Annotated in this window: 28 protein-coding genes and 1 tRNA gene; 4 read left to right on the forward strand and 25 right to left on the reverse strand. The window is 40.9% G+C overall.

Features of this window, described 5'->3' with window-relative positions:
• Positions 1 to 54: 54 nt before the first annotated feature.
• The 7 genes from B2746_RS06885 to B2746_RS06915 form a co-directional block, all read right to left on the reverse strand.
• Positions 55 to 125, reverse strand: a tRNA-Cys gene (locus B2746_RS06885).
• A gap of 30 nt (positions 126 to 155) precedes the next feature.
• Positions 156 to 758: a LysE family transporter gene (locus B2746_RS06890; RefSeq protein ID WP_290792122.1), complete on the reverse strand. Its 603-nt coding sequence runs from the start codon at positions 756 to 758 to the stop codon at positions 156 to 158.
• Entirely contained in the window at positions 755 to 1,141 is a 387-nt protein-coding gene (locus B2746_RS06895; RefSeq protein ID WP_290792123.1) for a rhodanese-like domain-containing protein, read from the reverse strand. Before B2746_RS06895 ends, B2746_RS06890 begins: the two co-directional genes overlap by 4 nt.
• An 8-nt stretch (positions 1,142 to 1,149) precedes the next feature.
• Positions 1,150 to 2,580, reverse strand: a complete 1,431-nt coding sequence (locus B2746_RS06900) for a hypothetical protein (RefSeq protein WP_290792124.1) — start codon at positions 2,578 to 2,580, stop codon at positions 1,150 to 1,152.
• A gap of 13 nt (positions 2,581 to 2,593) precedes the next feature.
• The gene (locus B2746_RS06905) at positions 2,594 to 3,874 is read right to left on the reverse strand and encodes a hypothetical protein (RefSeq protein ID WP_290792125.1); all 1,281 of its coding nucleotides are present in this window, start codon (positions 3,872 to 3,874) and stop codon (positions 2,594 to 2,596) included.
• Positions 3,875 to 3,897: 23 nt separating this feature from the next.
• The gene (locus tag B2746_RS06910; RefSeq protein WP_290792126.1) at positions 3,898 to 5,259 is read right to left on the reverse strand and encodes a RagB/SusD family nutrient uptake outer membrane protein; all 1,362 of its coding nucleotides are present in this window, start codon (positions 5,257 to 5,259) and stop codon (positions 3,898 to 3,900) included.
• Between the two features lie 20 nt (positions 5,260 to 5,279).
• Positions 5,280 to 8,330 (reverse strand): SusC/RagA family TonB-linked outer membrane protein, encoded by a 3,051-nt coding sequence (locus tag B2746_RS06915; protein WP_290792127.1) that lies wholly within the window; start codon positions 8,328 to 8,330, stop codon positions 5,280 to 5,282.
• Positions 8,331 to 8,767: 437 nt separating this feature from the next.
• On the opposite strand from B2746_RS06915, the gene B2746_RS06920 reads away from it, so the two are divergent.
• Positions 8,768 to 9,223, forward strand: a complete 456-nt coding sequence (locus B2746_RS06920; protein ID WP_290792128.1) for a hypothetical protein — start codon at positions 8,768 to 8,770, stop codon at positions 9,221 to 9,223.
• Between the two features lie 16 nt (positions 9,224 to 9,239).
• Here B2746_RS06920 and B2746_RS06925 read toward each other — a convergent pair whose 3' ends face one another.
• The 5 genes from B2746_RS06925 to B2746_RS06945 form a co-directional block, all read right to left on the reverse strand.
• The gene (locus tag B2746_RS06925) at positions 9,240 to 10,079 is read right to left on the reverse strand and encodes a chromate resistance protein ChrB domain-containing protein (RefSeq protein ID WP_290792129.1); all 840 of its coding nucleotides are present in this window, start codon (positions 10,077 to 10,079) and stop codon (positions 9,240 to 9,242) included.
• Positions 10,076 to 11,224, reverse strand: a complete 1,149-nt coding sequence (locus tag B2746_RS06930) for a chromate transporter (protein ID WP_290792130.1) — start codon at positions 11,222 to 11,224, stop codon at positions 10,076 to 10,078. The genes B2746_RS06925 and B2746_RS06930 overlap by 4 nt, the downstream gene beginning before the upstream one ends.
• A 9-nt stretch (positions 11,225 to 11,233) precedes the next feature.
• Positions 11,234 to 11,743 carry a hypothetical protein gene (locus B2746_RS06935; RefSeq protein ID WP_290792131.1) on the reverse strand — a complete coding sequence of 170 codons (510 nt, stop codon included), beginning with the start codon at positions 11,741 to 11,743 and terminating at the stop codon, positions 11,234 to 11,236.
• 90 nt (positions 11,744 to 11,833) lie between these two features.
• Positions 11,834 to 12,970, reverse strand: coding sequence for a serine hydrolase domain-containing protein (locus B2746_RS06940; RefSeq protein WP_290792132.1), 1,137 nt, complete (start codon positions 12,968 to 12,970; stop codon positions 11,834 to 11,836).
• A gap of 158 nt (positions 12,971 to 13,128) precedes the next feature.
• Positions 13,129 to 14,679 (reverse strand): M20/M25/M40 family metallo-hydrolase, encoded by a 1,551-nt coding sequence (locus B2746_RS06945; RefSeq protein WP_290792133.1) that lies wholly within the window; start codon positions 14,677 to 14,679, stop codon positions 13,129 to 13,131.
• Between the two features lie 268 nt (positions 14,680 to 14,947).
• Between B2746_RS06945 and B2746_RS06950 the strand changes: the two genes are divergently transcribed.
• Complete coding sequence (locus B2746_RS06950) at positions 14,948 to 15,301, forward strand: hypothetical protein (RefSeq protein WP_290792134.1); 354 nt, start codon at positions 14,948 to 14,950, stop codon at positions 15,299 to 15,301.
• A 30-nt stretch (positions 15,302 to 15,331) separates the two neighbouring features.
• Here B2746_RS06950 and B2746_RS06955 read toward each other — a convergent pair whose 3' ends face one another.
• The 13 genes from B2746_RS06955 to B2746_RS07010 all read right to left on the reverse strand — a co-directional run bounded on the left by B2746_RS06955 (position 15,332) and on the right by B2746_RS07010 (position 23,730).
• Complete coding sequence (locus B2746_RS06955; RefSeq protein WP_290792135.1) at positions 15,332 to 15,688, reverse strand: nuclear transport factor 2 family protein; 357 nt, start codon at positions 15,686 to 15,688, stop codon at positions 15,332 to 15,334.
• A gap of 1 nt (position 15,689) precedes the next feature.
• Complete coding sequence (locus tag B2746_RS06960) at positions 15,690 to 16,274, reverse strand: FMN-dependent NADH-azoreductase (protein ID WP_290792136.1); 585 nt, start codon at positions 16,272 to 16,274, stop codon at positions 15,690 to 15,692.
• A gap of 33 nt (positions 16,275 to 16,307) precedes the next feature.
• Positions 16,308 to 17,153 carry a sigma-70 family RNA polymerase sigma factor gene (locus B2746_RS06965; protein ID WP_290792137.1) on the reverse strand — a complete coding sequence of 282 codons (846 nt, stop codon included), beginning with the start codon at positions 17,151 to 17,153 and terminating at the stop codon, positions 16,308 to 16,310.
• A gap of 131 nt (positions 17,154 to 17,284) precedes the next feature.
• Entirely contained in the window at positions 17,285 to 17,473 is a 189-nt protein-coding gene (locus B2746_RS06970; RefSeq protein WP_290792138.1) for a hypothetical protein, read from the reverse strand.
• 15 nt (positions 17,474 to 17,488) lie between these two features.
• Complete coding sequence (locus B2746_RS06975) at positions 17,489 to 18,073, reverse strand: hypothetical protein (RefSeq protein ID WP_290792139.1); 585 nt, start codon at positions 18,071 to 18,073, stop codon at positions 17,489 to 17,491.
• A 270-nt stretch (positions 18,074 to 18,343) separates the two neighbouring features.
• A complete protein-coding gene (locus B2746_RS06980; protein WP_290792140.1) occupies positions 18,344 to 19,261 on the reverse strand; it encodes a helix-turn-helix domain-containing protein in 918 nt (305 codons plus the stop codon).
• Between the two features lie 9 nt (positions 19,262 to 19,270).
• Complete coding sequence (locus B2746_RS06985) at positions 19,271 to 20,161, reverse strand: NmrA family NAD(P)-binding protein (protein WP_290792141.1); 891 nt, start codon at positions 20,159 to 20,161, stop codon at positions 19,271 to 19,273.
• Positions 20,162 to 20,526: 365 nt separating this feature from the next.
• The gene (locus B2746_RS06990; RefSeq protein ID WP_290792142.1) at positions 20,527 to 21,084 is read right to left on the reverse strand and encodes an ankyrin repeat domain-containing protein; all 558 of its coding nucleotides are present in this window, start codon (positions 21,082 to 21,084) and stop codon (positions 20,527 to 20,529) included.
• 398 nt (positions 21,085 to 21,482) lie between these two features.
• The gene (locus B2746_RS06995; protein ID WP_290792143.1) at positions 21,483 to 21,731 is read right to left on the reverse strand and encodes a hypothetical protein; all 249 of its coding nucleotides are present in this window, start codon (positions 21,729 to 21,731) and stop codon (positions 21,483 to 21,485) included.
• A gap of 48 nt (positions 21,732 to 21,779) precedes the next feature.
• Complete coding sequence (locus B2746_RS07000) at positions 21,780 to 23,105, reverse strand: amidohydrolase (protein WP_290792144.1); 1,326 nt, start codon at positions 23,103 to 23,105, stop codon at positions 21,780 to 21,782.
• 20 nt (positions 23,106 to 23,125) lie between these two features.
• The gene (locus tag B2746_RS07005; RefSeq protein WP_290792145.1) at positions 23,126 to 23,305 is read right to left on the reverse strand and encodes a hypothetical protein; all 180 of its coding nucleotides are present in this window, start codon (positions 23,303 to 23,305) and stop codon (positions 23,126 to 23,128) included.
• Positions 23,306 to 23,357: 52 nt separating this feature from the next.
• Positions 23,358 to 23,534 carry a type II toxin-antitoxin system HicA family toxin gene (locus tag B2746_RS22755; RefSeq protein WP_349680607.1) on the reverse strand — a complete coding sequence of 59 codons (177 nt, stop codon included), beginning with the start codon at positions 23,532 to 23,534 and terminating at the stop codon, positions 23,358 to 23,360.
• Positions 23,527 to 23,730: a hypothetical protein gene (locus tag B2746_RS07010; RefSeq protein WP_290792146.1), complete on the reverse strand. Its 204-nt coding sequence runs from the start codon at positions 23,728 to 23,730 to the stop codon at positions 23,527 to 23,529. Before B2746_RS07010 ends, B2746_RS22755 begins: the two co-directional genes overlap by 8 nt.
• A gap of 168 nt (positions 23,731 to 23,898) precedes the next feature.
• Here B2746_RS07010 and B2746_RS07015 point away from each other — a divergent pair, with 168 nt between their 5' ends.
• On the forward strand, positions 23,899 to 24,414 hold the full coding sequence (locus B2746_RS07015) for a DUF2975 domain-containing protein (protein ID WP_290792147.1): 516 nt from the start codon (positions 23,899 to 23,901) through the stop codon (positions 24,412 to 24,414).
• 3 nt (positions 24,415 to 24,417) lie between these two features.
• Entirely contained in the window at positions 24,418 to 24,630 is a 213-nt protein-coding gene (locus tag B2746_RS07020) for a helix-turn-helix domain-containing protein (protein ID WP_290792148.1), read from the forward strand.
• The last annotated feature ends 29 nt before the right edge of the window (positions 24,631 to 24,659 follow it).

The raw sequence follows: 24,659 nt of genomic DNA on the forward strand, positions 1-24,659 counted from the left end.
TCAAAGAACTGGATTCGTATCTGACATTTAAAACAATTTAGAAATTAAGAAAAGAAGCAACGAGCGGATTCGAACCGCTGTAAAAGGTTTTGCAGACCTCCACCTAACCACTCGGCCACATTGCTTTTCATGAGTGTGTTTGATTAGACTATATTTTAAAGAATAAGAAAATGAACAATTCCAATTATTCCCAATACCAGCATCAACCAGGATGGCAGTTGAATTAGCAGATCCGATTGAACCCATCCCTTCCGCTGAATTTTTTCTGCAGCATACGTCACACCTAAAAGCAGACTAAATACTCCAAGTGATACACCAAGTAGAAAAAGATGAATTTCCATCCAGTTATTCAAACGGATCCAGTCCATCGATTTCAAGTAAGCAATTATGCTTATCCAGAAAGGCATTGCGAGCGGATTCAACAACCCCAGTAAAAGACCTTTTCTAAAACCCCCTGTTTTTGGAGCAGTCTTTTTCTTCATTGTTTTTCCGGGAAGCAACGCGGCTCCTCCAAGTACCAGCAGTATAATTGCCGCTAACAGTTTAAACCAGGTAAATACCCCAATTTGCCGATTGATCAGCGCCTCAAAATAAATAGCCATGCCGGCATAGAAGTATTCCATCAAACCGGCGGCCAAAGCCATTCGCCTTCCCATTTTTGCCTGCCCGTTTAGGCCCGATTGCAATACCGACAAATTAATGGTGCCTGGCGTCAGCGACCCGGCAATACTGCAGAAAAAAGAAATAATCAGATTCATGGCGTTGTTATGGGTAATCCGGCAGTTCGCCAATTTTCAATACCACCTTTTAATTCAATTACTTCCTGAAATCCCTGTTTTACCAGCCAGTCGGCTGCTTTGGCACTTCTTCCTCCGGATTTGCAATACAGGTAAACCGGATGATTCCGTTCCAGTTTACCTGCTGCAGCTTTAAAGGAAAGAGAATCCTTCCAGTTAATCAGTGCTGCACCTTCAATATGACCGGCATTAAATTCATCCGGCGTACGTACATCCAGCAAAGTCACCTGCTGATCGTTGATTTCTTTCTCAAATACTACAGGATCAACCTGGGTAAATTTCTTGTCCGCATTTTTGCAACCAAAGAACAATAGCACAGAGCAAAGTCCAAGTATCTTTTTCATAAGTAGATTTATTGAGTATATGATTGAAGTGCAAACGCATCCCTGCTACGATCCAACACCACGTAGATGGAATCTTTTTTCCCAAAAGGTCCGCTCAGAATGAGTCGGTCAGCATTGGGCCGTTCATATTTCCATATATACAAGGGGGTTTCCTGTTTTTTCTTTTTCGCAGTGGAAGCTGATGCCCTGCCCCGATTTCTGCGATCACTCACTTTATTTTTGTCATACAGAGTAAGTGTCTGATGAACGGAATCAATGGTATAATAAAGAAAACGTTTACCTCCCCCAATACCTGCCAATTCATAGGTCCGGTCAATATCTTTTTCATTGGGTGTACCATTGACGAGAGAAATGGAAAAGGGTTTATTCACTTTGTAAACCAGTGTACTCCAGTTTTCAAGCATCACCTGCTGCCACCTAACAGAATCCTGCGGATCATAAGGCAGCACCTGGTCATTTAAACGAAACTCTGTTACATTGTACAAGCCTTTTGCATTCGGCAGACCTGGTGTAATGGGTTCCTTCAAATAACCTTCCTTATAATGAACCTGATAGCGAAGTGCTCCATATACAATTGTAAATAATAAAACGATTCCTATTTTTGCAGATAAAAGAAACTTCCTGAATAGCGGCTTATATTCCGGCACATATTCTACAGGAGTAACATCCTGTTTCAATACATATAATTTCCACAGTTCAATCAGGTAAGGAATAAGCAGTATCAATGCAAACAACACGAAGAAAGAACTGTACACATGAACCCCTCCGTCATAAGCAAAATTGGCATGTGCAATATTAAAGAGCACACCTGCATTCAATAGTGCACCTAAAAAAACAGTTGATCGAAAAAATAGCAACACCCCTGCCAATACTTCTACCCATCCCAATAAAATTTGGTACCAGGTAGAAATTCCAATATGCTGCCAGTAAATTTTGTATGTATTGTAATCGCCAAAATCAGTAGACAGATTGGAAATACCGGGAAAAGGCATCTGCATGGGATAAACTTTTAAAAATCCGAATGCAATGATTCCCAGGGCAATTCTATATCGAATCAATACCCGGGTCCAATAATAAATGGCAGAATAATTTGGTTTAGGCAGCCATCTTGCAATGAGCGTCCAGATAAGTGCCCCACTGAACGACAGCAGTGCAGCAATGCCCCAACTGGCATAACCTGCTAATCCCCATCTGCCACTTTCTGATTGAATATCGATCAAATTAGGGCGATAACCGGCAATACTTGAAAGGTACCAGAAAAAAGACCGTGACTCCATAAGTCGCTGGTACCATTCCCATTCGTAGGGTACTACAAAAATCAGCGTAAAAAGAAAGAGCCAGCGAATCCCAAACTTTTTTAACGAAGTTGATTGCTCCTGCACCGTTTCGGCCTGGTTATATTTTCCATACCCCGGTAAACTAATTGAATCAGACAACATAAAAGGCATTTTTTCAGTTTATAACAATAGGTTTTCTTCTCCCTTTGTGCAGGAGATATTGTTTATTAATTTTTGTCAGGGAAATAGTAACCGGAGTTCCATCCTGCTTAAATCCGTTCAATAAAATTTTAGCCGAATCGGATTGAACCAACTGAAATGTGTAGGAAGGTTCTTTCGTTACCAAATCCACCAATCGTATGGAATCCTTATCAACCGTATAGGAATAAAATAGTCGGTCTGCATTACCTGCTGCCAGGTATACATTCGGATTTCCTGAATCCCAAACTTCTGCCGGATTTATATCATACAGATGGGAAGGATGATTTTTTCGAATACTCAATTGAGGTCCATCTTCAAATACAACATCCTTCCAGCGGATACTATCCGTTAAGGAAACAGGAAATTCCTGTTCTCCCTGCTTAAAGGAATGAACCTGATAATACCCGGCTATCCCACTAAAGTGCTCATACCGATCGTAGGGCCATTCTGCAGACCGTGTTCCAAATGCGGCCAGGGTAACAAATACCAGTGCAGTTAGCACATATAAGAGTAGACCTCCTTTCCGAATGGAATCAAACACCGGATTCGTTTCCTTCTGAATAGCTTCGGTATAGGTTTTTGTACGCAGTATCAATAAGGAATACAAGCTCGGCAATTCCGGAATCAAGAGCACCAGGGCTAATAGAAACAAATAACTGGCCTGTAAATGATCGCCAATTGAATAGGCAAAATTTGCCAGCACCACATTACTTAAAACAAATAACAGTATCAGCACACCAGCTACTACTGTCCTGTTCCAAAGTACCAGCAGAGCACCCAATATTAGAAAGACGCCAATCGTCTGAATGTATCCTGCAGATGCCACTGCAGAGGATAGAAAATAAATTTTCCAGGGTGCAAGCTGCCCGTATTGTGAGTGCAGATCACTAATGGCCGGTTTTGGAAAATACAGCGACAACAATAACAAAACGCCATAAAACAGCACTCCAATAGATAACCGAAATCGAACAAAATCAAGAATGAATTGATAAAGGGAAGCAGCAGTTGCTGCCCCCTTATCCCGTTTTTGCCACACTAAAGCCAGAAGAATTGCTGCAAGAAGGGTCAGTCCCCATCCGGCATAACTAATCAACCCTGATCTGCCGAAGGAAACAATACCCGGACGATGATGCAGCAGCTGAAATATATCCTGAAAGTTCAGCTCACTAAATTTTATTGAAAAAAAAGCGTTGTAGTACTCAACATTCAATGGAACAGATAACAGTACAACAAATACAAGCAGAATTCTAAACATAACTGACAGATTTTGATTTACCATTATTCACCGTATCCCGGATTTTGTTGTAGTTGCGCATCAACAAGTAACTCCCTGAAAGGAATAGGCAGCAATAGCTTATTCGAATCAGTGATTCCCAGTACAGCCTGTGCGCGGTTGGTACGGACCAAATCATACCAGCGATGATTTTCGAGTGCAAACTCCAGTCTTCGTTCGTTCTCAATAGCCAGTAGTAAATTGGTTTTATCGGTTTCTCCTTCGATTGGTTGAACACCAGCACGAATCCTGATTTTATTTAGATCGGCAAGAGCTGCTTCCAGTTTATCCTGATTGGCCCTGGCTTCGGCACGATTAAGTACAACTTCTGCAATCCGGATCAGAAATGCCGGATCTGTACGATCTGACCTGTAATAAAGATTTCCAAACCAGTTATCTGCGCCGCTTAACACTACTTTTTGCAGCAGACTGTTTCTATTTCCTCCTTTGGCTGGATCATTCAATAATTCAACCACCTGATTAGTAGGTTTAATCCAGCCTACTCCCCCTTTGGTAGTTGGCAACCATTGGGAAGCCTGGTTATTGGTTACTGCTGTACTATAGTATAATTCAAGCACAGACTCACTCGTATTGGAACTGCTGTTGGCGAAAAAATTCTGATATGGTTGAACTAACGTGTAGTTTGCTGCATCATCAATTAGTTTGGTTGCATATTCTTCAGCCAGTGCCCATTCCTGCCGGTACAGATGAAAGCGAGCGCGTAAAGCCCATACTGTTTTTTTGGTTGCACGAATTCGATTGGTGGTTTGTGGCAACAAGCTTTCAGCCGTTTCCAAATCACTAAGCACCTGATTATAGGTTGCAGCCTGGGTACTTCTTGGTATAATGGGCCGATCACTGGCCGATTTGGTAGGCACCAGTACCAGTTGCACACCACCCCATGTTCTGGCCAGGTCAAAATAGCTTAGAGCCCTGATAAAATAAGCCTCTCCTGCCAACTGATCTTTTACTGCCTGGGTCAGCGTTGGTGTGGCAGCCAGTGAAGGCACTTTTTCAATTACATGATTAGCCCGGTTGATAGTATTATAAATAGCTGTCCATGCAGTTGATAATGCCGCCAGGTCAGCTTTTACGTCATGATTGGTCAATTGATTATTTACTGTCTGGGAACCGGTATATTGAATATTATCTCCTGAAAAGAATCCAAGGGTCTGAAACGTATAACCATAATATCCATTGGAAGCAAGCTGATTATACACTCCTCGCACTGCCGTTCGGGCAGAATTTTCATCAATAATGGTGATATCATCGGATGTAAACTCCACCGGATCCACTTCCAGGATTTTTTTGCAGGAACCAAATGATAAAGTAGCCAGTAAACTTATATTAATTAAAAACTTTTTCATGATGTCAATACTTAATGTGGTTAAAGGGTAAGGTTAATGCCGAACTGAAAACCGCGCGGCTGCGGAGGTGTTCCAAAAGATCCGATTCCCTGTGCTGTAGGATCAGAGGTTACATTTGATTCAGGATCTCCTGTATATTTTGTCAATAGGAAAAGATTGGTGGCAACTGCATAAATACGGGCAGACTTCAGCAAAGCCAGTTGTGCCCATTTTGCAGGAAGATTATACCCCAATGAAACTTGCCGAAGCCGCAAAAAAGAAGCATCTTCAAGGTATCGGCTATTCTGATCAAGTGAATAGTTATTTCCAACAGATGTTAACCTGGGCATATCCGTCACATCACCTTCCTGCTTCCAACGATTGGAAAGATTCGTTAATACACCGCCACTTAATGGATTCCGCTCCCGGAAATAACGTTGCAGATTCAGGGAATAATTACCGTATTGAAAACTGAACAGGAAACTGAAATCAAAATTGCGGTAGGTAAAGGAGTTACTTAATCCGCCATAAAATTTTGGATAAAAACTGTTCATTATTTTTCTGTCTTCAACAGTTAATCCGTCTTCCTGGCCTTCGAATACCGCATCACCGGTTTTAGAATCAACATAGAGCTGGTTGTACAGCCAGAATGAATTCATTGAATAGCCTTCCTGCAGTATTACCCAGTCGCGGGTGTATCTGGTGATTGGTGTGGGAAGCCGTTCAATTTTGTTCCGGTTACCGGAAATATTCAAACCCGAGCGCCAGCTGAAATTCCGTTCGTTCAGGTTCACATTATTGATGGTGAGTTCCCAACCGGTATTGCTTACTTCACCAACATTCTCCCAATAGGAACTAAAACCACTGGAGGAAGGAAGCGGTTGCTGTAAAAGAATTCCGGAGGTATATTTTCGATACCAGTCGGCGGTTATGGAAAGCCGGTTGTTGTTCAGTGCCAGGTCTACACCAATGTCTGTTTGGGCAGTTTTTTCCCAACTCAGGTTTTGATTGCCTAATTGCCGTGGACCAATACCTGGCAAGGGGGTGCCATGTACATCTGCATAACCGGAACCTCCGGACCACAATCCACGGGAAGCAAAATTATCAATGCCAGACTGATTACCGGTTAAGCCATAGGATGCCCTCAATTTCAATTCATTTAACCAGCTTACCTCTTTAAGAAATTGTTCTTCTTTAATTCTCCAACCCAGTGAAAATGCAGGAAAATAACCCCATTGCTTGTTTTCCCCGAATTTGGAAGATGCATCTGCACGAAGTGTAGCTTCTGCAAAATACCTGGAAGCATAATTGTATCCGATCCGTCCAAAAAAAGAAGAGAGCGCAAATTTTGTATAGGATTCTGAAGAGGTTTGTATAGATGCAGAAGAGATTAATTTATAATTATCATTTGGAAATCCTCGTCCTTCTGCATACGTGTAGGCAAGATCACTGCTTTGAATAGTGTTTCCGGCCAATGCAGTTAATCCATGTAATCCCCATTTTGTTTGATAAGTTAAGGTTTGTTCATTTATCCATGTATTGTTTTGTGATATGGCAGAGATGGCCTGTCCATTTGCTGCTCTTCCAATACTGGTTTTTGAGTTCCAATATTGGTCTTCATCATAGGTATTGTAATCCAAACTGAAACTGCTTCTAAACTTTAATCCTTTTGCTATCTGTGCATCCAGATAGGCACTTCCGACATAACGTATACTTTTGGTATTTACATCGTAATTCTCGATAAGCACATAGGTATTATCAGACCCAACGGAGGTGCCATCTTCAGCAAATTTGGGTGAATAGGTGGCAGAGGAGACGGCTGAATTCCATAAACTAACCTGAGGACCATCACCCGTACGGGCCTGGTTGCGATAGCTGCGGGAAAAATTATTCGTTAAACCGAAACTTATCCGATCGGTTAACTTCTGATCAAAATTGAATTTTACACCAACTCTATTAAAGCCGATTACTTTAAAAAAAGCATCCTGATCCGTATAACCAACACCCAGGTAATAGCGCGAACTATTGGAGCCACCTTCTACCGCCAGATTATAATCCTGCACCCGACCTTTTCTTAACAGATCTCCTAATCTGTCGAAGGTTTCCTGCTCTTCAGGCAATCCACTTCCACCTTCTGATCTTGGACGAAAGGGACGATTAGCAAACGTTCTGTTCAATCCGGGATTATCAATACCTGAATTAATCCAGTATTCATTTGCCAGACTGGCTGTTTCCGGTCCGCTTGCCAAATCCGGTAAAGTAGATTTATCCGCTTCCACCCAGCCATTGGAAATATTCAGCGACACTTTGGGCTTTGCATTAAAGCTGCCTTTTTTGGTTGTTACGATGATTACTCCATTTGCTCCGCGTGAGCCATAAATTGCGGTGGCAGCAGCATCTTTCAACACTTCAATACTTTCAATATCAGCCGGATTGATATCAGCCAGCGGGGAAGTTGTTCTTCCACCAAGATTGGTTGTTTGCAAACTGTTATTATTCAAAAAAACGCCATCGATTATATAGAGTGGATCGCTGCTGGAATTGATAGAAGTTGTTCCACGAACACGAACAAATGCTGCTTCACCTGGTACGCCGGAATTTGAAATTACCTGTAAGCCAGGTGATGCCCCCTGTAATTGTGCATCAAAACTTGCAACAGGAATCCGTTTTAATTCAGCCGGGTTTATTTTAGCAACAGAACCGGTTATATCAGATCGTTTTTGCGTACCGTATCCAACCACTACAACTTCATTAAGGTCACTCGGTTTAGGTTGTAACTGAAATTGATTGATTCTTTTTGAAACCGTTTGTTCCAATCGCTCGTATCCGATATAGGTAATCTGAATAACAAAAGGTAACTTATTAATCCCTTTCAAAAGGAACTGTCCGTTTTTATCGGTAATAACTTCCAATGGCAGATCTTTTGTCTGCACTACAGCACCTGCCAGCGGTTGTTGTGTTTTGGCGTCCAGAACAATTCCGGTGATGGCATTTTCCGAAACAGAATCACGGGAGGATTGTCCGATTACCTGAGAAGCAAATAGAATAAAAAACAAAAATCTGAAATGCTTTACAGCATATTTGACATACATGGGGGATTAATTGAAAAGTAAGGTAATAGAGTGCCTGTACCGGTTATTTACCGATAGCAAACAGGGGTAGCTGAACGCAATTCACCGACACCAATAAATGATTGTTGGCGATTTACAACAGCTCAATTAGAAAACCTAAATAAAATGAAGGGGCTTGTTCTAACAACAACAATACAGAGAAGAAAAATAATGCGCCTGAACTACCACCCGCGTCCTGATTTGTGCATTTTGACTTTGCGTTATCATAAAAATAATTTTAAGCAGACCGATCTGTTTGCTGGTGGTTAACGAACAGAATTCTCTTTGATTTTTACTAGTCTACTATTTAGATAGACAAAATAAATACATAATTCCCAACTCTCCAAATTCTATCAGGGTTTTTCGTATTTTTTTTCTGTTAGCCGGGTTTGACAGAAAGTAATATTTTCACCCGCACAATGAAAGATTCCAGATTCAGAGATGAAAACAAAAGACTCTCCGATTTCTATCGGGAGATCTGGGTGCATTGTCCGGCATGTGAAGAAAAAGCGATTGCCAGTGCAGACACTGTATCCAAAACAGCCCGGCTAGTGTGTACGCAATGCGGACATAACCAGGAGTGCAGTACAGGAGATGCGTCTTCCAACTGGATTATGGCTGCCCACAATTTTTTCGATGCCGAACTTTTTCTGAAAGCTGATTTTAAAGATTCCTATTTATTTGCCTATAATCCGGAGCACCTGCTCTATCTGGAAAAATATATCGCAGCGGGACTGCGTGAGCACCATAACCGAACAGGTTTTACCTTCCTGGAAAAGCTTCCTAAGTTTTATCATGAAGCAGGAAATCGTAAACCATTGCTTGCACTCATTGCCAAACTAAAAAAGAAAGCAGGAATCAAGTATACTCCCTAAAAGTTTATTCCTAATTCTACCTGCCCAATAATTTTTTTCTATACGTAAGTGGATTTACGCCCGTTACTTTTTTAAAGATGCGTGTGAAGTGACTTTGATCAGAAAATCCGGTCAGGTAAGTAATATCCGTTAGCGAATATTCTTCATTCACCATGAGATCTTTTGCTTTTTCAATTCGCTGCTGTCGCAGGTAATCACCAAAACTGAGATTATTAAAGTAGGTAGGGAATTCCCTGGAAATATAAGAGGGATGTAAATCAAGTGAATTGGAAATTTCCTTTAAGCTTAAAGTTGTATCGATGTGATCCTGCAGAAGATTGCTTAGTTCATGCACCCATTCAGGAATTTGTTTTTTCTTTCCTTTACCTTTTTCAAGGAAACTGCTGTACACTTTCCATAACAGGTGTTCGTAGGGTTGTTGAAGGTGGGTTTCTTTTTGCAGAAAACGCGCCCAGGTATAAAGAGCATCATAGAGTACCATGCCATAGTTCAGCAATTCCTGATCGTCTTTAAAATTATGTGCCAGTCCTGCTGATATGGCCCACAGTCCGGCAACCTGTGGAGCAAGCTCATGCCGATCAGTGTCTGCCCCTCTTATAATGGGTGCCATCACCTGCAATGCCGGGTCCTGCAACTGGTATTCTTTCAGAAATGCATCAAAGGTGCAAAGTGGACCAACATGAGAGAGTTTAACATCCGGCACATCAAATGGAATGGCATTTTCGCTTAAAGCAATCGGTTGAACCTCTTCAAACGGCACAAAAATAAAAACCGCTTCTTTGTCAATGAATCTTTTAATCAGCCACGGACAGGCAATACGATCAATTTTTGGGCGTTCTCTGGTAATCCATTTCATACAATTAATTTATAAATAATTCCTGCAACTGCACCGGCAAGTATTAAGAGTGGTTCAGGTGTTTTTTTAAACCGTATCAATATGAGCAGGGATACTACTGCAATCACCACCGAACCAATATCCGTAAATTGTCGTTTGGATAACACAAAAACAGCACCAATAATTGCACCAATTGCTCCGGCAGTTACGCCATCCACAAATGATTTTATTCCGGGATGTTTTCCATATTTTTTGAAATAGGGAGCGGGAAGAACTGTAAAAAGATAGCAGGGCAAAAAAGTGGCAAGAGCTGCAACAATTGCTCCCATCCAACCGGCAGTAAGATATCCAATAAATCCAACGGTGATAACAACTGGTCCGGGTGTAATCATAGCCACAGCAACAGCATCCAGAAATTGTTGTTCATTCAACCATTGGTATTCATTCACCACTCCTCCATACAAAAAAGGAACAATGGCCAGGCCACTGCCAAAAACAAATGCTCCGGCTTTTAGAAAAAACAAACCGATATCCAGTAGTTTTTCATGATCAACTTCGCTGCCATTGAATTGCCAGAATAAAAACACACCAGGTAACCAATTCACGCTTTGTACTTGTTTAGGTGCGCGGGAATACCACCAACTGATTCCACCAGCCAGTAAAATAAGCCAAATGCTCTCCTGTTCGGCAATAAAGGTGGAAATTGCCAATACGATTGCAATTGCCCAATACAATTTATTTCCTCCGATACTTTTACGTGAAAGCTTATAAGCAGCAACTGCGATGATGGCCATAACAGTTGCTCCAACGCCATAAAAAACCGCCTGCATCCAGGGGATTCCATCAAACAGTACATAAAAATAACCAAGCGCAAGCACCATCAGAAAAGAAGGTAAAACAAAAGCAATTCCAACGAGCGTGGAGCCCAAAACCCCATAGTGTACATATCCCATATAAATTGCCAGTTGTGCAGCAAGCGGACCTGGAGCCAGTTGTGCCAGTGCAAGCCCTTCCTTATAATCATCCTCAGAAATCCAGGTCTTCTTTTCTACCAGATCGCGATGCATATAACCTACCAACGCAACAGGTCCGCCAAAGCCTGTTGTACCCAGACGTAAAAAATAAAGGATTAAATTAATTAATCGATAGGATTGATTTGCTTCCATATACATTACTTAAAAACTGATTCCAAATTGAAATCCGGCAGTAAAAGAAGTCCCATGTTCATTACCAAAGCGAAAAGGAAATGGAAATGCTATAAAATATCCGCTGTGTTTGTTTTTTTTGACAATCTTATTGATAACAGGTGTAAAACCATATCGACCGTTGGTTTCAAATGCTGCCCTGCCTGCAAAGGTCCATCCCTGATCAAGAGCAACCAATAAACCCGGATGAAATAAAAAATTACTCATTCGGCTGCTTCCGTTTTCTGATCGTATGAAAGGAACAAATTCTGCTGAGAACCCGATTCGGGATGATTTCCAGATATTAATTCCAGTTGGCATACCTACCAGATAGTAGGACTCAAAATTAGTGGTTATTTCAGCCTCTGTAAAAGTTACTATTGGGTGAAGAATGCCGACATACCCGGCTACTTTTGGAAAAACCGACTCCGTTTGTGCAAAGCCATAAAGCCCCTGCAGAAGACATATCAGTACACAGGAAATCCGAAAAAAAAACAGCATTGCATTAATTTTCAGTGCAATGGTAGTTGTAGAAACGTCAATAAAATAGTACAGTTTTTACTATTTGTATCCGATTGACAAGGGCAAGCGTTAGTTGGCTATTTTATAGTTATACAATAACTCGAATGCTTTACGAATTACTGAATTAAATCCTGCTGTATAAGCCGGATGGCAGCCATTACTGATTACCACAATTCCATATTTTTCCTTTGGATCAAAGAACATAGCGCTGTATAATCCGTAGGCAGAGCCTGTATGTCCCACCAGGGTTTTGCCTGGTATCAGCGTACTTGTAACATGCAGTGCCAGTCCATATCCTGATTTTTCAGAAAGCGGTGTTTGCATTAAGCGGCTGCTTTTTTTGGAAATAATTCTGTGGCGATTGGCTTTCCCATAATTCATATGCATTCGCATATAACGGGCAAGATCAACTGCAGAAATCTTCATGCCTCCGGTGGGAGAAAAAATGGGGGTGCTATATCCCATGGTATAGTTTCGGATTTCTTCACTGCGGGGTGCATAGGCTGCCGGTGCAGCTATATAACCGAGGGTATCATTCCGGTATTCGTAAATAGTGGCAAAGCGGCTGGCATCCAATGAATCCACACAATAGCCGCCATACAAATCCAGGGGATCCAGGATATGGTGTTTTACATACTGATCAAATCGTTCACCACTGTATTTTTCAATGATGGTGCCAATCATATTGAAGTTCAGGTTGCAATACTGATATCCTTCGCCGGGAGCATAGTCGTTATAACAACTATCCGCATTTGGATTTTTAGCGGGATTGATGGCATCGAGTGTAAAATAGCCCTGCCGGTCATTGATACTGGAGCGATGTGACAACAGGTGTTCGAGGGTAATAACCTTATCGGGGTAACGGGGATTTCTTACATTGAATCCAACCAGCTCACTCACATCATCAGAGAGTTTTAATTTCCCTGCTTCCACTAATTGCAAAATAGAAGTGGCGGAAAAGGATTTGGAAATAGAAGCAATGCGGAAAATATCCACATTGCTTAAGGGAGTTGATGTTTCTTTATTCTTGTATCCGAAGGAATGCGTATAAATCAGTTTATTCTTTTTCACCACAGCCACTGAAAATCCCACGGCTTTACCGGAATCAATGATGGACTGTAGTTGCTGCTCCATGGTTGACACCTGCGCCTGTGAGGTGAAGGAGACGAGGAGGAGGAGGAAGGATATACTTCGGAAGAATTGCATGATTTATATGTGAATGAGGTGAAGGGGGTGAAGGGAGTGAATGAGGTGAATGAAGTGAATAAAGTGAAGGGGGTGAAAAGGGTGAATTATTTGAGGTATTCCATTCACTTCCTTCACTTTATTCACCTCCTTCACCTTATTCACCTCATTCACTTTCCTCAGTTGCCCGTCCTGTTTGCTTTCCGCTGCATCGGCCATTCTGCCTGTCGGCCGGTTCTTGAGTTGATGGGCAGAACAGCTTTTTCGCGGGATGTTTTTTGTGGTTCTTCACAAGCCATATACACGAGGATGGCGGTGAGGATGGCATTGTTGCGCACATCGTCAAAAACAATTTTATCGTAGGTATCGCGATTCGTATGCCAGGTATAACTGCCATAAGACCAGCTTTTGGAACTCAGGGAGAAAGCAGGCGCGCCAACTGCCACAAAGGAAGCATAATCCGATCCACCACCACCGGGAGAGCCGGGGAAACTGGTTTCAATTTCACTGCGGATTTCCTGCGGTACTTTCGACAACCAGCGACCGATATAATCATAGGCATGCAGGAATCCCTGTCCGGCAATATTGGCTACCCGACCGGTGCCATTATCCTGATTGAACAAGGCCTGCAAATTGGCAACGATTTCCGGATGATCTTCCACGAAGGCACGGGAACCATTGAGTCCCTGTTCCTCACTGCCCCAATGCCCCACGAGGATGGTACGTTTTGGATTGGGATAAATCTTCTTAAGGATGCGCATGGCTTCCATCATCACGATGGTTCCGGTTGCGTTGTCGGTGGCACCAGTACCGCCATCCCAGGAATCGAAATGGGCAGAGAGCATTACGTATTCATTGGGTTTTTCGGTTCCCTTGATTTCAGCCAGGGTATTAAACGTAGGCACTTTACCCAGTTCTTTGGAATCAGCCCGAACACTGATAACCGGTTTTACACCTGATTCTGTGAGGCGGAATAACATGCCATAATCTTCCAGGGCCACGTCGATGGTGGGGATTTTGGTGGTATTGGCGCCGAAGATTTTATTAACACCAAATCCGGCGGACCAGTTACAGATCACTACTCCGGCAGCACCGGCATTTTCCAAAGCCAGTGCCAGCGCTTTTGCATTGAGACCGGTATTGCTGATGCGTTTTCTCCAGGCTGCGGTTTGTACTTCCCGATCCTTTTTCATTTTTTCGAAGGAAGCGGGGGTAGCCCATTCCTGCCAGTTATAATCGGGCCGCCCGGTAGGCTGGTTCGGTGAAATCAGTACATATTTTCCTTTTACAGCGGGCAGCCATTTTTGAAAGGAAATAGAATCGGGTTGATCTGCCAGGATAATGGTTTCGCCGGTTACGGTTTTCCCTTTGGTACTGGGGCTCCAGGCCAGCTGCATGCCTTCCATGGATTTCACTCTGGGTGAAACCAGATCGATATGGGTGATGCCTCTCTCCCAGCCTCTCCATTCGCCCCAGTTTTCTATTCTGGCATCAATGCCCCATTCCTTGTATTTGGCAATAGCCCAATCAGCGGCATTTTTCATTTGCGGGGTACCTACGAGACGGGGACCAATTCCATCTGTCAGCTGATGGGCGATGGTTTCCAATTGGGAGTGTTCGTTGGCTTCTTTCACGATCGCTGCAATAATGAGCGAGTCATTTTTCTGTGCGAATCCGGCTGTACTAATCAGGAAACAGCCTGCTACCAGGGTTTGCTGGAGAAATCTCATGTTCGGTTAAGTGTTGTTGTTAGGTGTACAATTTACGGAATTAGGAGCGATACCTGCTTTACCCAATGTTCTATTACCAACCAGTGAAGTATATGCTATGTCTGCATCTTTATAGGGTATTTTTAGGGTTTTTATAGGGTATTTATTGGGTTTATATAGGGTTTAAAACCAATTTATACCCATTAAAAACTCATTAATTTGTCAATTAAGCCTATGACATAAAGCTTTCATTACCTATCTTAAGAAGATAAACCAAACCTTTACACCTATGGCAAGTAGTACAACCTCCATTCTGAAGGATTTTAGCGGCAAATTGGGCGATCAGTTTGTATTAAAGAGATATGGCAACAAAACCGTGATCTGCATGCTCCCGCAAAGGGATAAGCGAAAAAAGCGAACGGAGAAACAATTGCAGAATAACCAGCTGATGGCAACCGCCAATGATTTAGCGCATGATATTATTGATGATCCGGCAAAAAGAGATGCTGCTCAACTCTTCCTAAATGTTACGCGCAATAAATTATATACGAGCCTGATACAGCTCTACTATCAGCAGGTTAAACAGGCAAAAGAAAATGGGCAGGAGATTCCAAAGAAAATAACAATTGGTCCGGCTGGTTAAGAGAGAATAAGTTGACAGGGTTATTCTTCGCTATTTTACTTCTATCGCAGGTGTGTTGGTTATTATTTTCCAATGCCCATTAATAAGTACACACACTATTAATGAGTGAAAGATTAGGTATAGGCTTTCCAGTGTCACCTGCACAATAGCGAGATTTCCGGCTTGTTTGACAGAGTGGTATTCGATACTTCTTGGACTACCTCCAAACTTTTCCGTACGGATGAGATCGATGTAGTCTTTTTTTGAGAATACAAAAATTCCTGTTTTATCAAAGAAGCCATCCTGGATATTCTGAAAATCGGAATGCAAGATATCCTCAAGAACTGCTGTGTTACGGTTATCACCAGCTTTTACAAATGCTTCTACGGCTGTTTTTACCTGTTCCATATTATCTATTATTTATACTATTATTAAATGATGTAATCTGATTATGGAGTTGTTTTGTGGCATAGTTTTCATCCGCTGTGCCATCTAGCGAATAAAAATAAATATCCTTTATGCCTATATAGTTTAAAACTTGTTGCAGGTGCATTTCCACAAAGCTTAGGGCATCCGTCTTTATATCGCCCATAGATGACAGAATGTATGCTTTTTTGTTCTTTAGTAATCCTATGGGTTTATCTTCGTAGCGAAATGTTTTACCGGTCCGCACTACAAGATCGATATACGCTTTTAATGAAGAGGGTATGCCAAAGTTGTACATCGGAACCGTGATAAGGATTTCATCACATTCAAATAATTCTGCGATTAATTCATCAGACAATCTTATTTTCTCTGACGGGTTTTGATCAATATGAAATTCCTCAAATAATGCCTGGTCGAGGTGCGGAATAAAGCAAGTACCTACTTCCCGGTGTTTGACTTTACCATCCGGGTTCCTTATTTTCCATTCCTGAACAAAATTATCTCCTATTCTTCGGCTATAGGAGTTTTTTAGACGCATGCTACTGTCAATTCGCAAAAGTGTTTTCATCGATTTATCCTTTTATGAAAGACAGGTCAGGTATTAAATAGGTGACAGCTTGTTGAGATTTTTTAGTTTTTCAGGGTCAACAATAGAATACACTTCCTGGATCAACCCATCGCTGTTTAATTGAAGAATATGGCAATTATGTAATTTTTCATTTTCCCAGAAGCAAATTGCCGGTTGGTGATTTAACAATTGAAAGGTGACTTCTTTGTCCATCAAAAATTGTTGCTGCACATAAATCAATAGTGTAGCAGTAGCCGTCCTTCCCATTTCTGTTCCTTTAACCACTTGAACTTTAGTTCCGCCATCCGCATTCAGTTTTATGTCGCTGACCAATAGGTGTTCTAATTCCCGGATATCAGCCTGGGCCAAGGCTGCCTGATACTTCCCTAATATTTCAGTAGTCCTGGAATTGGGTTTATCCGGTAAAAATTTGGCGCTCTTCAATTGTTTGTTCGCCCTGCTTAATAGCTGTCGTGAATTTTCCGTACTAATATCAAGCAATTCGGCAATTTCAGCATGCGAATAATTGAATCCTTCCTTCAGTATAAAAGCAGCTCTTTCTTTCGGTGTAAGGTGCTCGAACAAGACAAGTAAGGTATAGCTTGCGGTTTCGTCCCTGATAAGTTTTGTATCGGCATTCTCAAACGAAACAGGTTCGGGTAGCCACTCACCAAAAACTTCTTTTTTATTCTGACGGGTCTTAAAATTGATAGAATGATTAATAGTACTTTTAATTAAATAGTTTGATTCGTGACGGATGTTTGATTTATCCAGCGTAATATATTTTTCCAGCACATCCTGCACCACATCTCTGGCATCCTCGTAAGAACCAACGATGTTGTAGGCATAGGTCAGAAGTTTATTGTAGTAATTCTGCATTTTTATAAAATTTACACATCGTTTGTAGAAACCGGCAAGTTGGCTTTCTCAACTTTGATTTTTATCAAAAAGTTGTTCAGCCTGTTTGTATGTTTCATCACTTAATCCGTTTTTACTAATTAAGGTTACTTCTATTTATAAATTTGTGTTTTGGTCGATATCAAATTATCGAGTGCGTATTTTCCACTTCCCTGAATTAACAGAGCCAGGCATAAGCCCAGCATAGCCCGTGCTCCATGTGGCCACATAACGATGCCTATGGCCAGGCGAATGATCAAACCGGTATAATCGTTTTGTGTATTAAATATTTTCTGTTTCATACCTTTTTTATACTGTTAGAATAACCGTCGTAGAAAAAGTCCAACGTTGTTATAGTGCGTAGCCATTGGCCCGTACTGATCAAATTGTACCGACAATCCGAACTGTAAATCTGCGGTATCCACGCCCAATCTTGTATATTGATAACTCCGGCTATGTCCTTTCCGGTTCCATGTTGTCATATACTGAAACCGGGCATACAGGTTTACAGGTCTGTTTGCGACTCCTAAATATTCAATAAATCCCATAAGTTCGACATTAGGGTCAGACCAGATGTCCATTCTCGGGTAAAACAATACAGATGTTGTTTTTCCACTCTTGAAATACTGAAAGAATACAGATGGCCTTACCCGGCTCAGCGGGGTGAAGATTGAGCCGATTCCGGAAGTCCAGTATTTACTCAGCGCATAGGTAAGGTATGACTGGCTCATGATTTCATTGCCCCGTTTTTTGTCATAAGGTATCAGAACGGAAGAGGTATGAAAGAAACCTAAAGATTTTTCCGTATAGAATTGCCCTTTAAAAGCATGCTGATAATAGTAGCCCGAATGACCTGCACTGATTTCAATAGCTATCTGTGCCCAGGTGGAAAAATACGACATATTAAAAAAAAGCCAGAACAGCAAATATAGTAAGACCCTATTTTCTCTCATTTTAAAATTCGATACCTTTTGATTCTATATAAGACACATGAGGTATCAAAAACGTGACGAAGTTAATAGGTTGACTGGCTTTTATGATTATGCACTAATCCGATTATACGCCAATATGAAGTCTCAAGTATTTTTTGGTAGTAGTATCTTTTTGATGCATCGCTTCTCAACACCCTCAAAAGTCCAATAGACATCGATGGAAATCCTACAGGCTAGATTTCAATTGAATGATTGCCTAAATTGTAGCGGTGAAAAATTAGTTTTTGACTTGAAGATTTTGCTAAATGATTGTGGATACTCAAAACCTAATTGATACGCAATTTCACTAATCGACAAATCTGTTGTCGCAAGTTTTTCTTTTGCTTTTTCAACTAATTTGTTTTGAATATGCTGTTGTGTGCTTTCTCCAGTCAATTGCTTAAGTAAACTGCTCAAATAGTTTGGAGATACATTTAAAGCCTGTGCTATATATTGTACAGTTGGCAAGCCATTTTCCAGCATTTTGCCATTTTCAAAAAGTTCTTTTAGTAGTTGTTCTAACCGGATTAAAATTTGATGACCATTTATTTTTCGGGTTATGAATTGTCGATGATAGAATCTATCAGAATAAATGAGTAAAAATTCAATTTGTGAAATGATAAGCTGTTGACTGAATTTATCAATATTGGAATGATATTCTTGCTGAATACTTTTGAAAATATTTACAACAATTGCTTCTTCTTTATCAGAAAGATGCAAGGCTTCATTTGCGGAATAACTAAAATACTCGTACTGCTTTATTGATTTAGCCAAAGCGGTCTGCGAAAAAAAATCAGGATGGATAAGCAACATCCATCCTGAAAGCTTATAGTTCCCATCAGTTTCTATTGAAAAAACTTGATTGGGCGAAATAAAAAACATAACCCCCTCATCAAAATCATAGCTTTGTTGTCCGTATTTATACTTCACTTTTGCATCAAAGTTTCTTTTTAATGCAATGGAATAAAAATCAAATACGAAGCTTGTTCCCAAACTATTTAAGTGTTCCAATTCATCAAAATGTATAACACTGACCAACGGATGTTCGGGCTTTGGCAATCCCCGATGTTTATGATATTCGCTGATGGTTTTAATGCGATGAGGCTGTATGTGTTTCATTATGAAATTTTAAAGTTTGTTATATGCAGTAACAAAGTCTTTAGCAAAATCTTTAAATTTTACTTTTCCTAACACTTCAGGTTTGTTTAGTTTGTAATGTTCAGCCAATTTACCTTGATGAAGACTTGAAAACATATTGACAAGATTTATAGAAAGCAGTTCAGGAAAACCAATATCTCTGTAGCCTTTGAGGGCTTCTTCATCAGATATAACATTCCATTTCAAATCTGGCTTGCCAATTGCTTCACCTAAAATATTTGCAATTTCGTTTCCTGTAAGTTCGTCACTTGAAACATATCTCACTTTTCTTTGAACTGGTGCTGATTCTATTTCTTCAGTAATAGCTGATGCAATATCAATAGGCGAAACCATTTCAAATTTTTGGTCGCCTCCATAATTTGCAAAAATTATCCCTGTATCTTTTATCATAGGAATCAGATTTAGCAAATTGTAATAGAAATAAGTAGGACGAATATGAGTAATAGCTGCATCTTTGAGTTCATTCAAACTATTTTCAACATAATGTGCCCCTAAAATATTACCTGTGCCTTTATCCAGATGAGCCCCATAACTACTTAAATTAACCAATCGCTTTACACCAGCTTGCTTAATGGCTTGAGCATAATTGTTGCCAATTTTACGATAGTACTCCCTTATATCTGGTTCTGCAAAATAATTTGAAGGAACCATTGTGTAAACTAAATCTGCCCCTTTGAAAGTCTGTCTGAGAAAATCAACATCTTCAACAGAGCCAATTGCAGCCTTTGCTCCTAGTGCTTCAATGTCTTTTTGCCTATCGGCAGTACTTGTGACAACTGATACATGATGCCCATTTTTTACTAAATTGTGGGTTAGCTCTTTCCCAATGTGTCCTAACGAGCCTGTAATCGTAATTTTCATTTTGTCTGTTTTTTTCAAATCGAATTACAAAACTCATAATTAACAGGGAAGCAATTGTAGTCAAATCTTATATTATTGTATTTAAATCTACGATAGTATCTTTTATCATTGACATAAAACCAGTGTGCTCAAATTCCTTTTTTTAGATAGCAACTTGAATCAAAAATAAATCTCAATCTAACTGCTTAAGTCGTGGTTTTTTTGGGTCTAGATCTCGAGGTATTGCGTAATTTCTTTATCAATCAGTTTTACAGCTCCCATAACAACTTCCTTTTGATTCAAATTTACTGTTTAAAATACTTATCTAAATGGATTACCTACTCCTTTTTATTGGAAAATCGAGTCCACTACTATCCTATTGAATACTACCTTTCCAGTATCCGTACTATTTCCTTATAGCCAGACTTCCTGGCGTGTTTCAAAGCAGTAACCCCATTCTTATCCGGTATAGATCGATCGCAACCGGCAGCTACTAAAATTTCAACAATGGTGACATATTTTGAACTTCCATCTCCAAGTACTACAGCTTCCATCAGCGCTGTCCATCCAAGCCGGTTTACATGGTTGATGGGAAACCCTTTCGTATTCGCCAGTAACCGAACAGTTTCAATATGCCCACGTTCACAGGCAGGTATTAACGCAGTTCCATTATACCGATTAAAAACATCAAAGCGGGCTCCGTTGTCCAGAAACAATTGCACGAATTCTGTATAACCCAAGGCGCCTGATAACAAAAATGGACTGTCCAATTGTTCATTTTGATAATTGACATTTGCACCCAATTTCAACAGCTCCTTTGCTTTTCCAATATTCCGGTCCCGTACTGCCTGTAATAAGGATTTATTGATTTTATCCATTTGATCAAATGCTGAATTAGTGTCTGACAAAAAGAAAGAGATAAAAAAAATGACCAGTGATTTCATGCAGCTGTATTAGTTGAAGACGGAGAGACTTTCAGCTCCTGTGTTACGAAAAATGATTTGCCTTAAAGCTACCTTTCTCTGCAATCTTTTCTTTATCATAGAATGAGATTGCGCCATCCACAAAATAATCAATTGATTCCCCAGTTAAGTTGTCGTTTACATATGTGTTATATGAGAAAACTCTCCCGCTATCATCATAATCAATCCATACATATTCTAACTTTCTTTCCGGGATCTTAAAGAATAAGCAGTTAATCACGAAGTGCCAAAAAACACGATTCCCTCCACTTCCTTAAAATGTTTGTCGGTGGCAAAAAGCAGTTTGCGTGTCTGGATTCGCCGATACATCATTATTCTCTCTAAACGTATGAATAATCACGCTGGTGTCCAGCAGGCATTTACTTCCATTCATCAGGGTGGATTTGTTCACAACCTTCAGCTATTGTCTTTTCCAGTTCATCCGCTTCTTCCTTTGTCCACATGCCGGCAAAAGAAGTAAAACTTCTGCGACCAACAGCATGCAATTTGCTTTTGGCGATAACCGTCTCCACCTCCGCCAGCAGCGCAGCATCCTCAATCTTTAAGATCTCTTCAATAAGGTGTAGTTTTTTTGCTTCTCCAAACATGGCGTATCGATTTATACTCAAATTTATTTTTTTAAATGGGCTTAACCAAACAGGTGGAGTTCCAGATATCTAATAGATCATCACGCCCTTATAAACCAATCTCCTCACCGTCGATACCCTCGCCACTGCTTCTGCGGAACAACTGGCATCTATCAATACAAAACTGGCTTCGTCGCCAGGTTTGGGCCATTGCTGCTCGCCTTTTCGGTTGAGGGGTGTAATGCCGGCGGTAGCCAGACTTAACGATTGGGAAAGCTCCAGCTCGGTTACCATCCCATATAACTGCGCCATCAGATTGGCCTTTTGCAATACACTGCCGGTACCAAAACTATTCCAGTGATCAATGATGCTGTCATTGCCGGTTACTACCTGAACCCCGTGTTTTAACAAAGTGGGAAGGGGCATCTGCGAACGACCCATCGGTATGGTGGAGGCTATACCAATTCCGGCTGCCGCCAGCTTTTCGGCTATAGCTTCCTGTTGATTGCTATCCAGCGATGCCAACACAAAACAATGACTTAACCAGGTCCGGTTTTTTAATGCAGGATTTTCATTCACCCGATCAATCAGATAATTCACCACCTGCAATCCATCTGCCCCACCCTCATGCAAATGAATATCGATTCCCTTATCATAATCCAATGCCAGTTGCACGGTAAAATCCATTGTACGGTTGATATTTCCATCAATGGATGCCGGATCCAATCCGCCTATAAAATCGATTCCCGATTGCGCGGCTTCTTTCATCAATGATGTGGAATCACGGTAATAAAGTCCATGTTGCGGAAATGCTACCAGCTCTGCACCAAATCCCTGCTTCTTATTCTCTAATGCCTTTTGAAGATTGCGTAGCGACTGCAACGCTGAGGTTGGTTCAATATTGACATGACTTCTTGCAAAAGCTGTTCCTTTTGATTGCAACAATTCAATCATCTTTTCAGCCCGATAGGTAGAGGTCTTCAGCATTTCCGGAAGCATCTCTTCTTCCATTGCAATCATATCCTTCACCGTTCTGTTTTTACGGATCCTGGCTTTCCAGAGACCACCATAAAAAGTTTTATCCAGATGAATATGCAGGTCTTTGAAGGATGGCAGCATCAGGTGATTCTTTGCATCTACTGCCTTTGCGCTGTTCGTGTTGGGTCCTATTTTAAAAAATTTCCCCTCTCTGCATTCTACAGAAAACAGGTCCGTTTTGGTAGCCGCCACATCCTGTCCAGCCCATTCAAATCCGGTTTCGAGTCGCACATTTTTTAATACCAGGGATTGTCCCTTATCTTGATTCGATTCGGATGAAGTTACCGGCCACCTGTCAGTTGCAAAACCACTACCCGCGCCAGCCAGTAATACCGAAGAGTTTTTGATAAACTCTTTTCTTGAAATGGATCCTTTCATAATATAGTTCGTTCTTCCTTCTACGACTCCTTACTAGCGTGCCATTGCTTAATTTGCTTTTTCATCTCCACATTACTAATAGAATCACCATTAGTAAATTCATCTTCAGCTTCAGCTAATTCTTTATTGTACTGCTCTAAATCAATGCGACCTTCTTCCCGCTCAATATCATCCTGTACCAGAGCATATATAGCTTTCATTTTTTGCGATTTTTTCCGCATGGCTAAAATAGTCAAACTGTTTTAAAATATTTTATCCAAAAAGATCCTGAACGAGTGCATCCCTGCTTTTACCAAAATGAGTTGCTATATCCGAAAGGATCGCAGATAATGTACCAATCTTAAGCGGATCATGATGTGGTATCGTGATATGATGCTGACCATTCTGTTCAGTAGTCAGCCGGATATGACTTCCCGCCTTTTCATGCAGCTATTACTTCTTCACGAACAATGTGCAGGCGAACTATCCTTTTTTTAGCATCATCAAAATGACAACGTACTGCATCAATTACCGAAGCTTTCAATAACTCCAGCGTATCTCCCTGTGTATAAATTGATAGACCTACACCCTTAGCTGTATAACCACCCTCCGGACTTTCTTCAACCATAAAAATCAATTCTTCCATTTACTACTCATTTAATTCAAATTTACTGCATCCGGAACGCTTATCCAAAAGGGTGGGTTGTAGGAACAGGTTAGGTGACCGGCCGGACGGAACCAGTTAATTTTCATGAATAATTATTGTTTTACAATAATTAATTGCATATTTGCAGTATAAATTCAAGGATTAGTTATGCAAGCCACCCGTCTTATTTCCAAGCTGCTCTTCTATTTTTCAAGATTGATGGCCCTGCTCTATGGTGCCTTTTTTCTTTTGTCTGCAATCGCTCTAAGTACCGGCTGGGGCTTGGAACTTAGAGAAAATGGTCAGTATTTCTCCGTCAATTATCCCTTTTCTGAAAAACATATGCTGAACGGCGATTACAATGCCAGCTATATCTTTCTGTATTTCCTTTCTGTCATTTTCTGGTACTTTCTATTCTGCTGGCTTTTGGGAAATGTATTCCGCGTTTTCTTTCAACCCCGCTTGTTTACGGATAACGGGGTTCGTCACCTTAGAAATTTTTATCTGGCGAATTTTCTATTACCCCTACTTCATGTGATTGCCACCCTGCTGTTCGACACCCTGGAAGCAGATGCCGTTGCATTGGTTTTATTGCATGCGGTGGTTGGTGTGTTTGCCTATTTCTTAGCAGCTATCTTTCGTCAGGGACTTCAATTACAAAAAGAACAGGACCTATATATCTGACTTATGCCCATAATTGTAAATATCGATGTGATGCTGGCCAAGCGTAAGATGCAGAGTAAACACCTGGCAGAATTGCTGGGCATAACGCAGGCTAATTTATCCATCTTAAAAACAGGTAAAGCCAAAGGTATCCGATTTGAAACCCTGGAAGCCATCTGCCAGGCACTGGATTGTCAGCCGGGTGATATCCTCGAATACCAGCCCTCCGAAACCTAACTAATTTATCATACGAATTTTTTGCTCTC

This window comes from Flavihumibacter sp. UBA7668 (assembly GCF_002483205.1).
Taxonomy (GTDB): domain Bacteria; phylum Bacteroidota; class Bacteroidia; order Chitinophagales; family Chitinophagaceae; genus Flavihumibacter.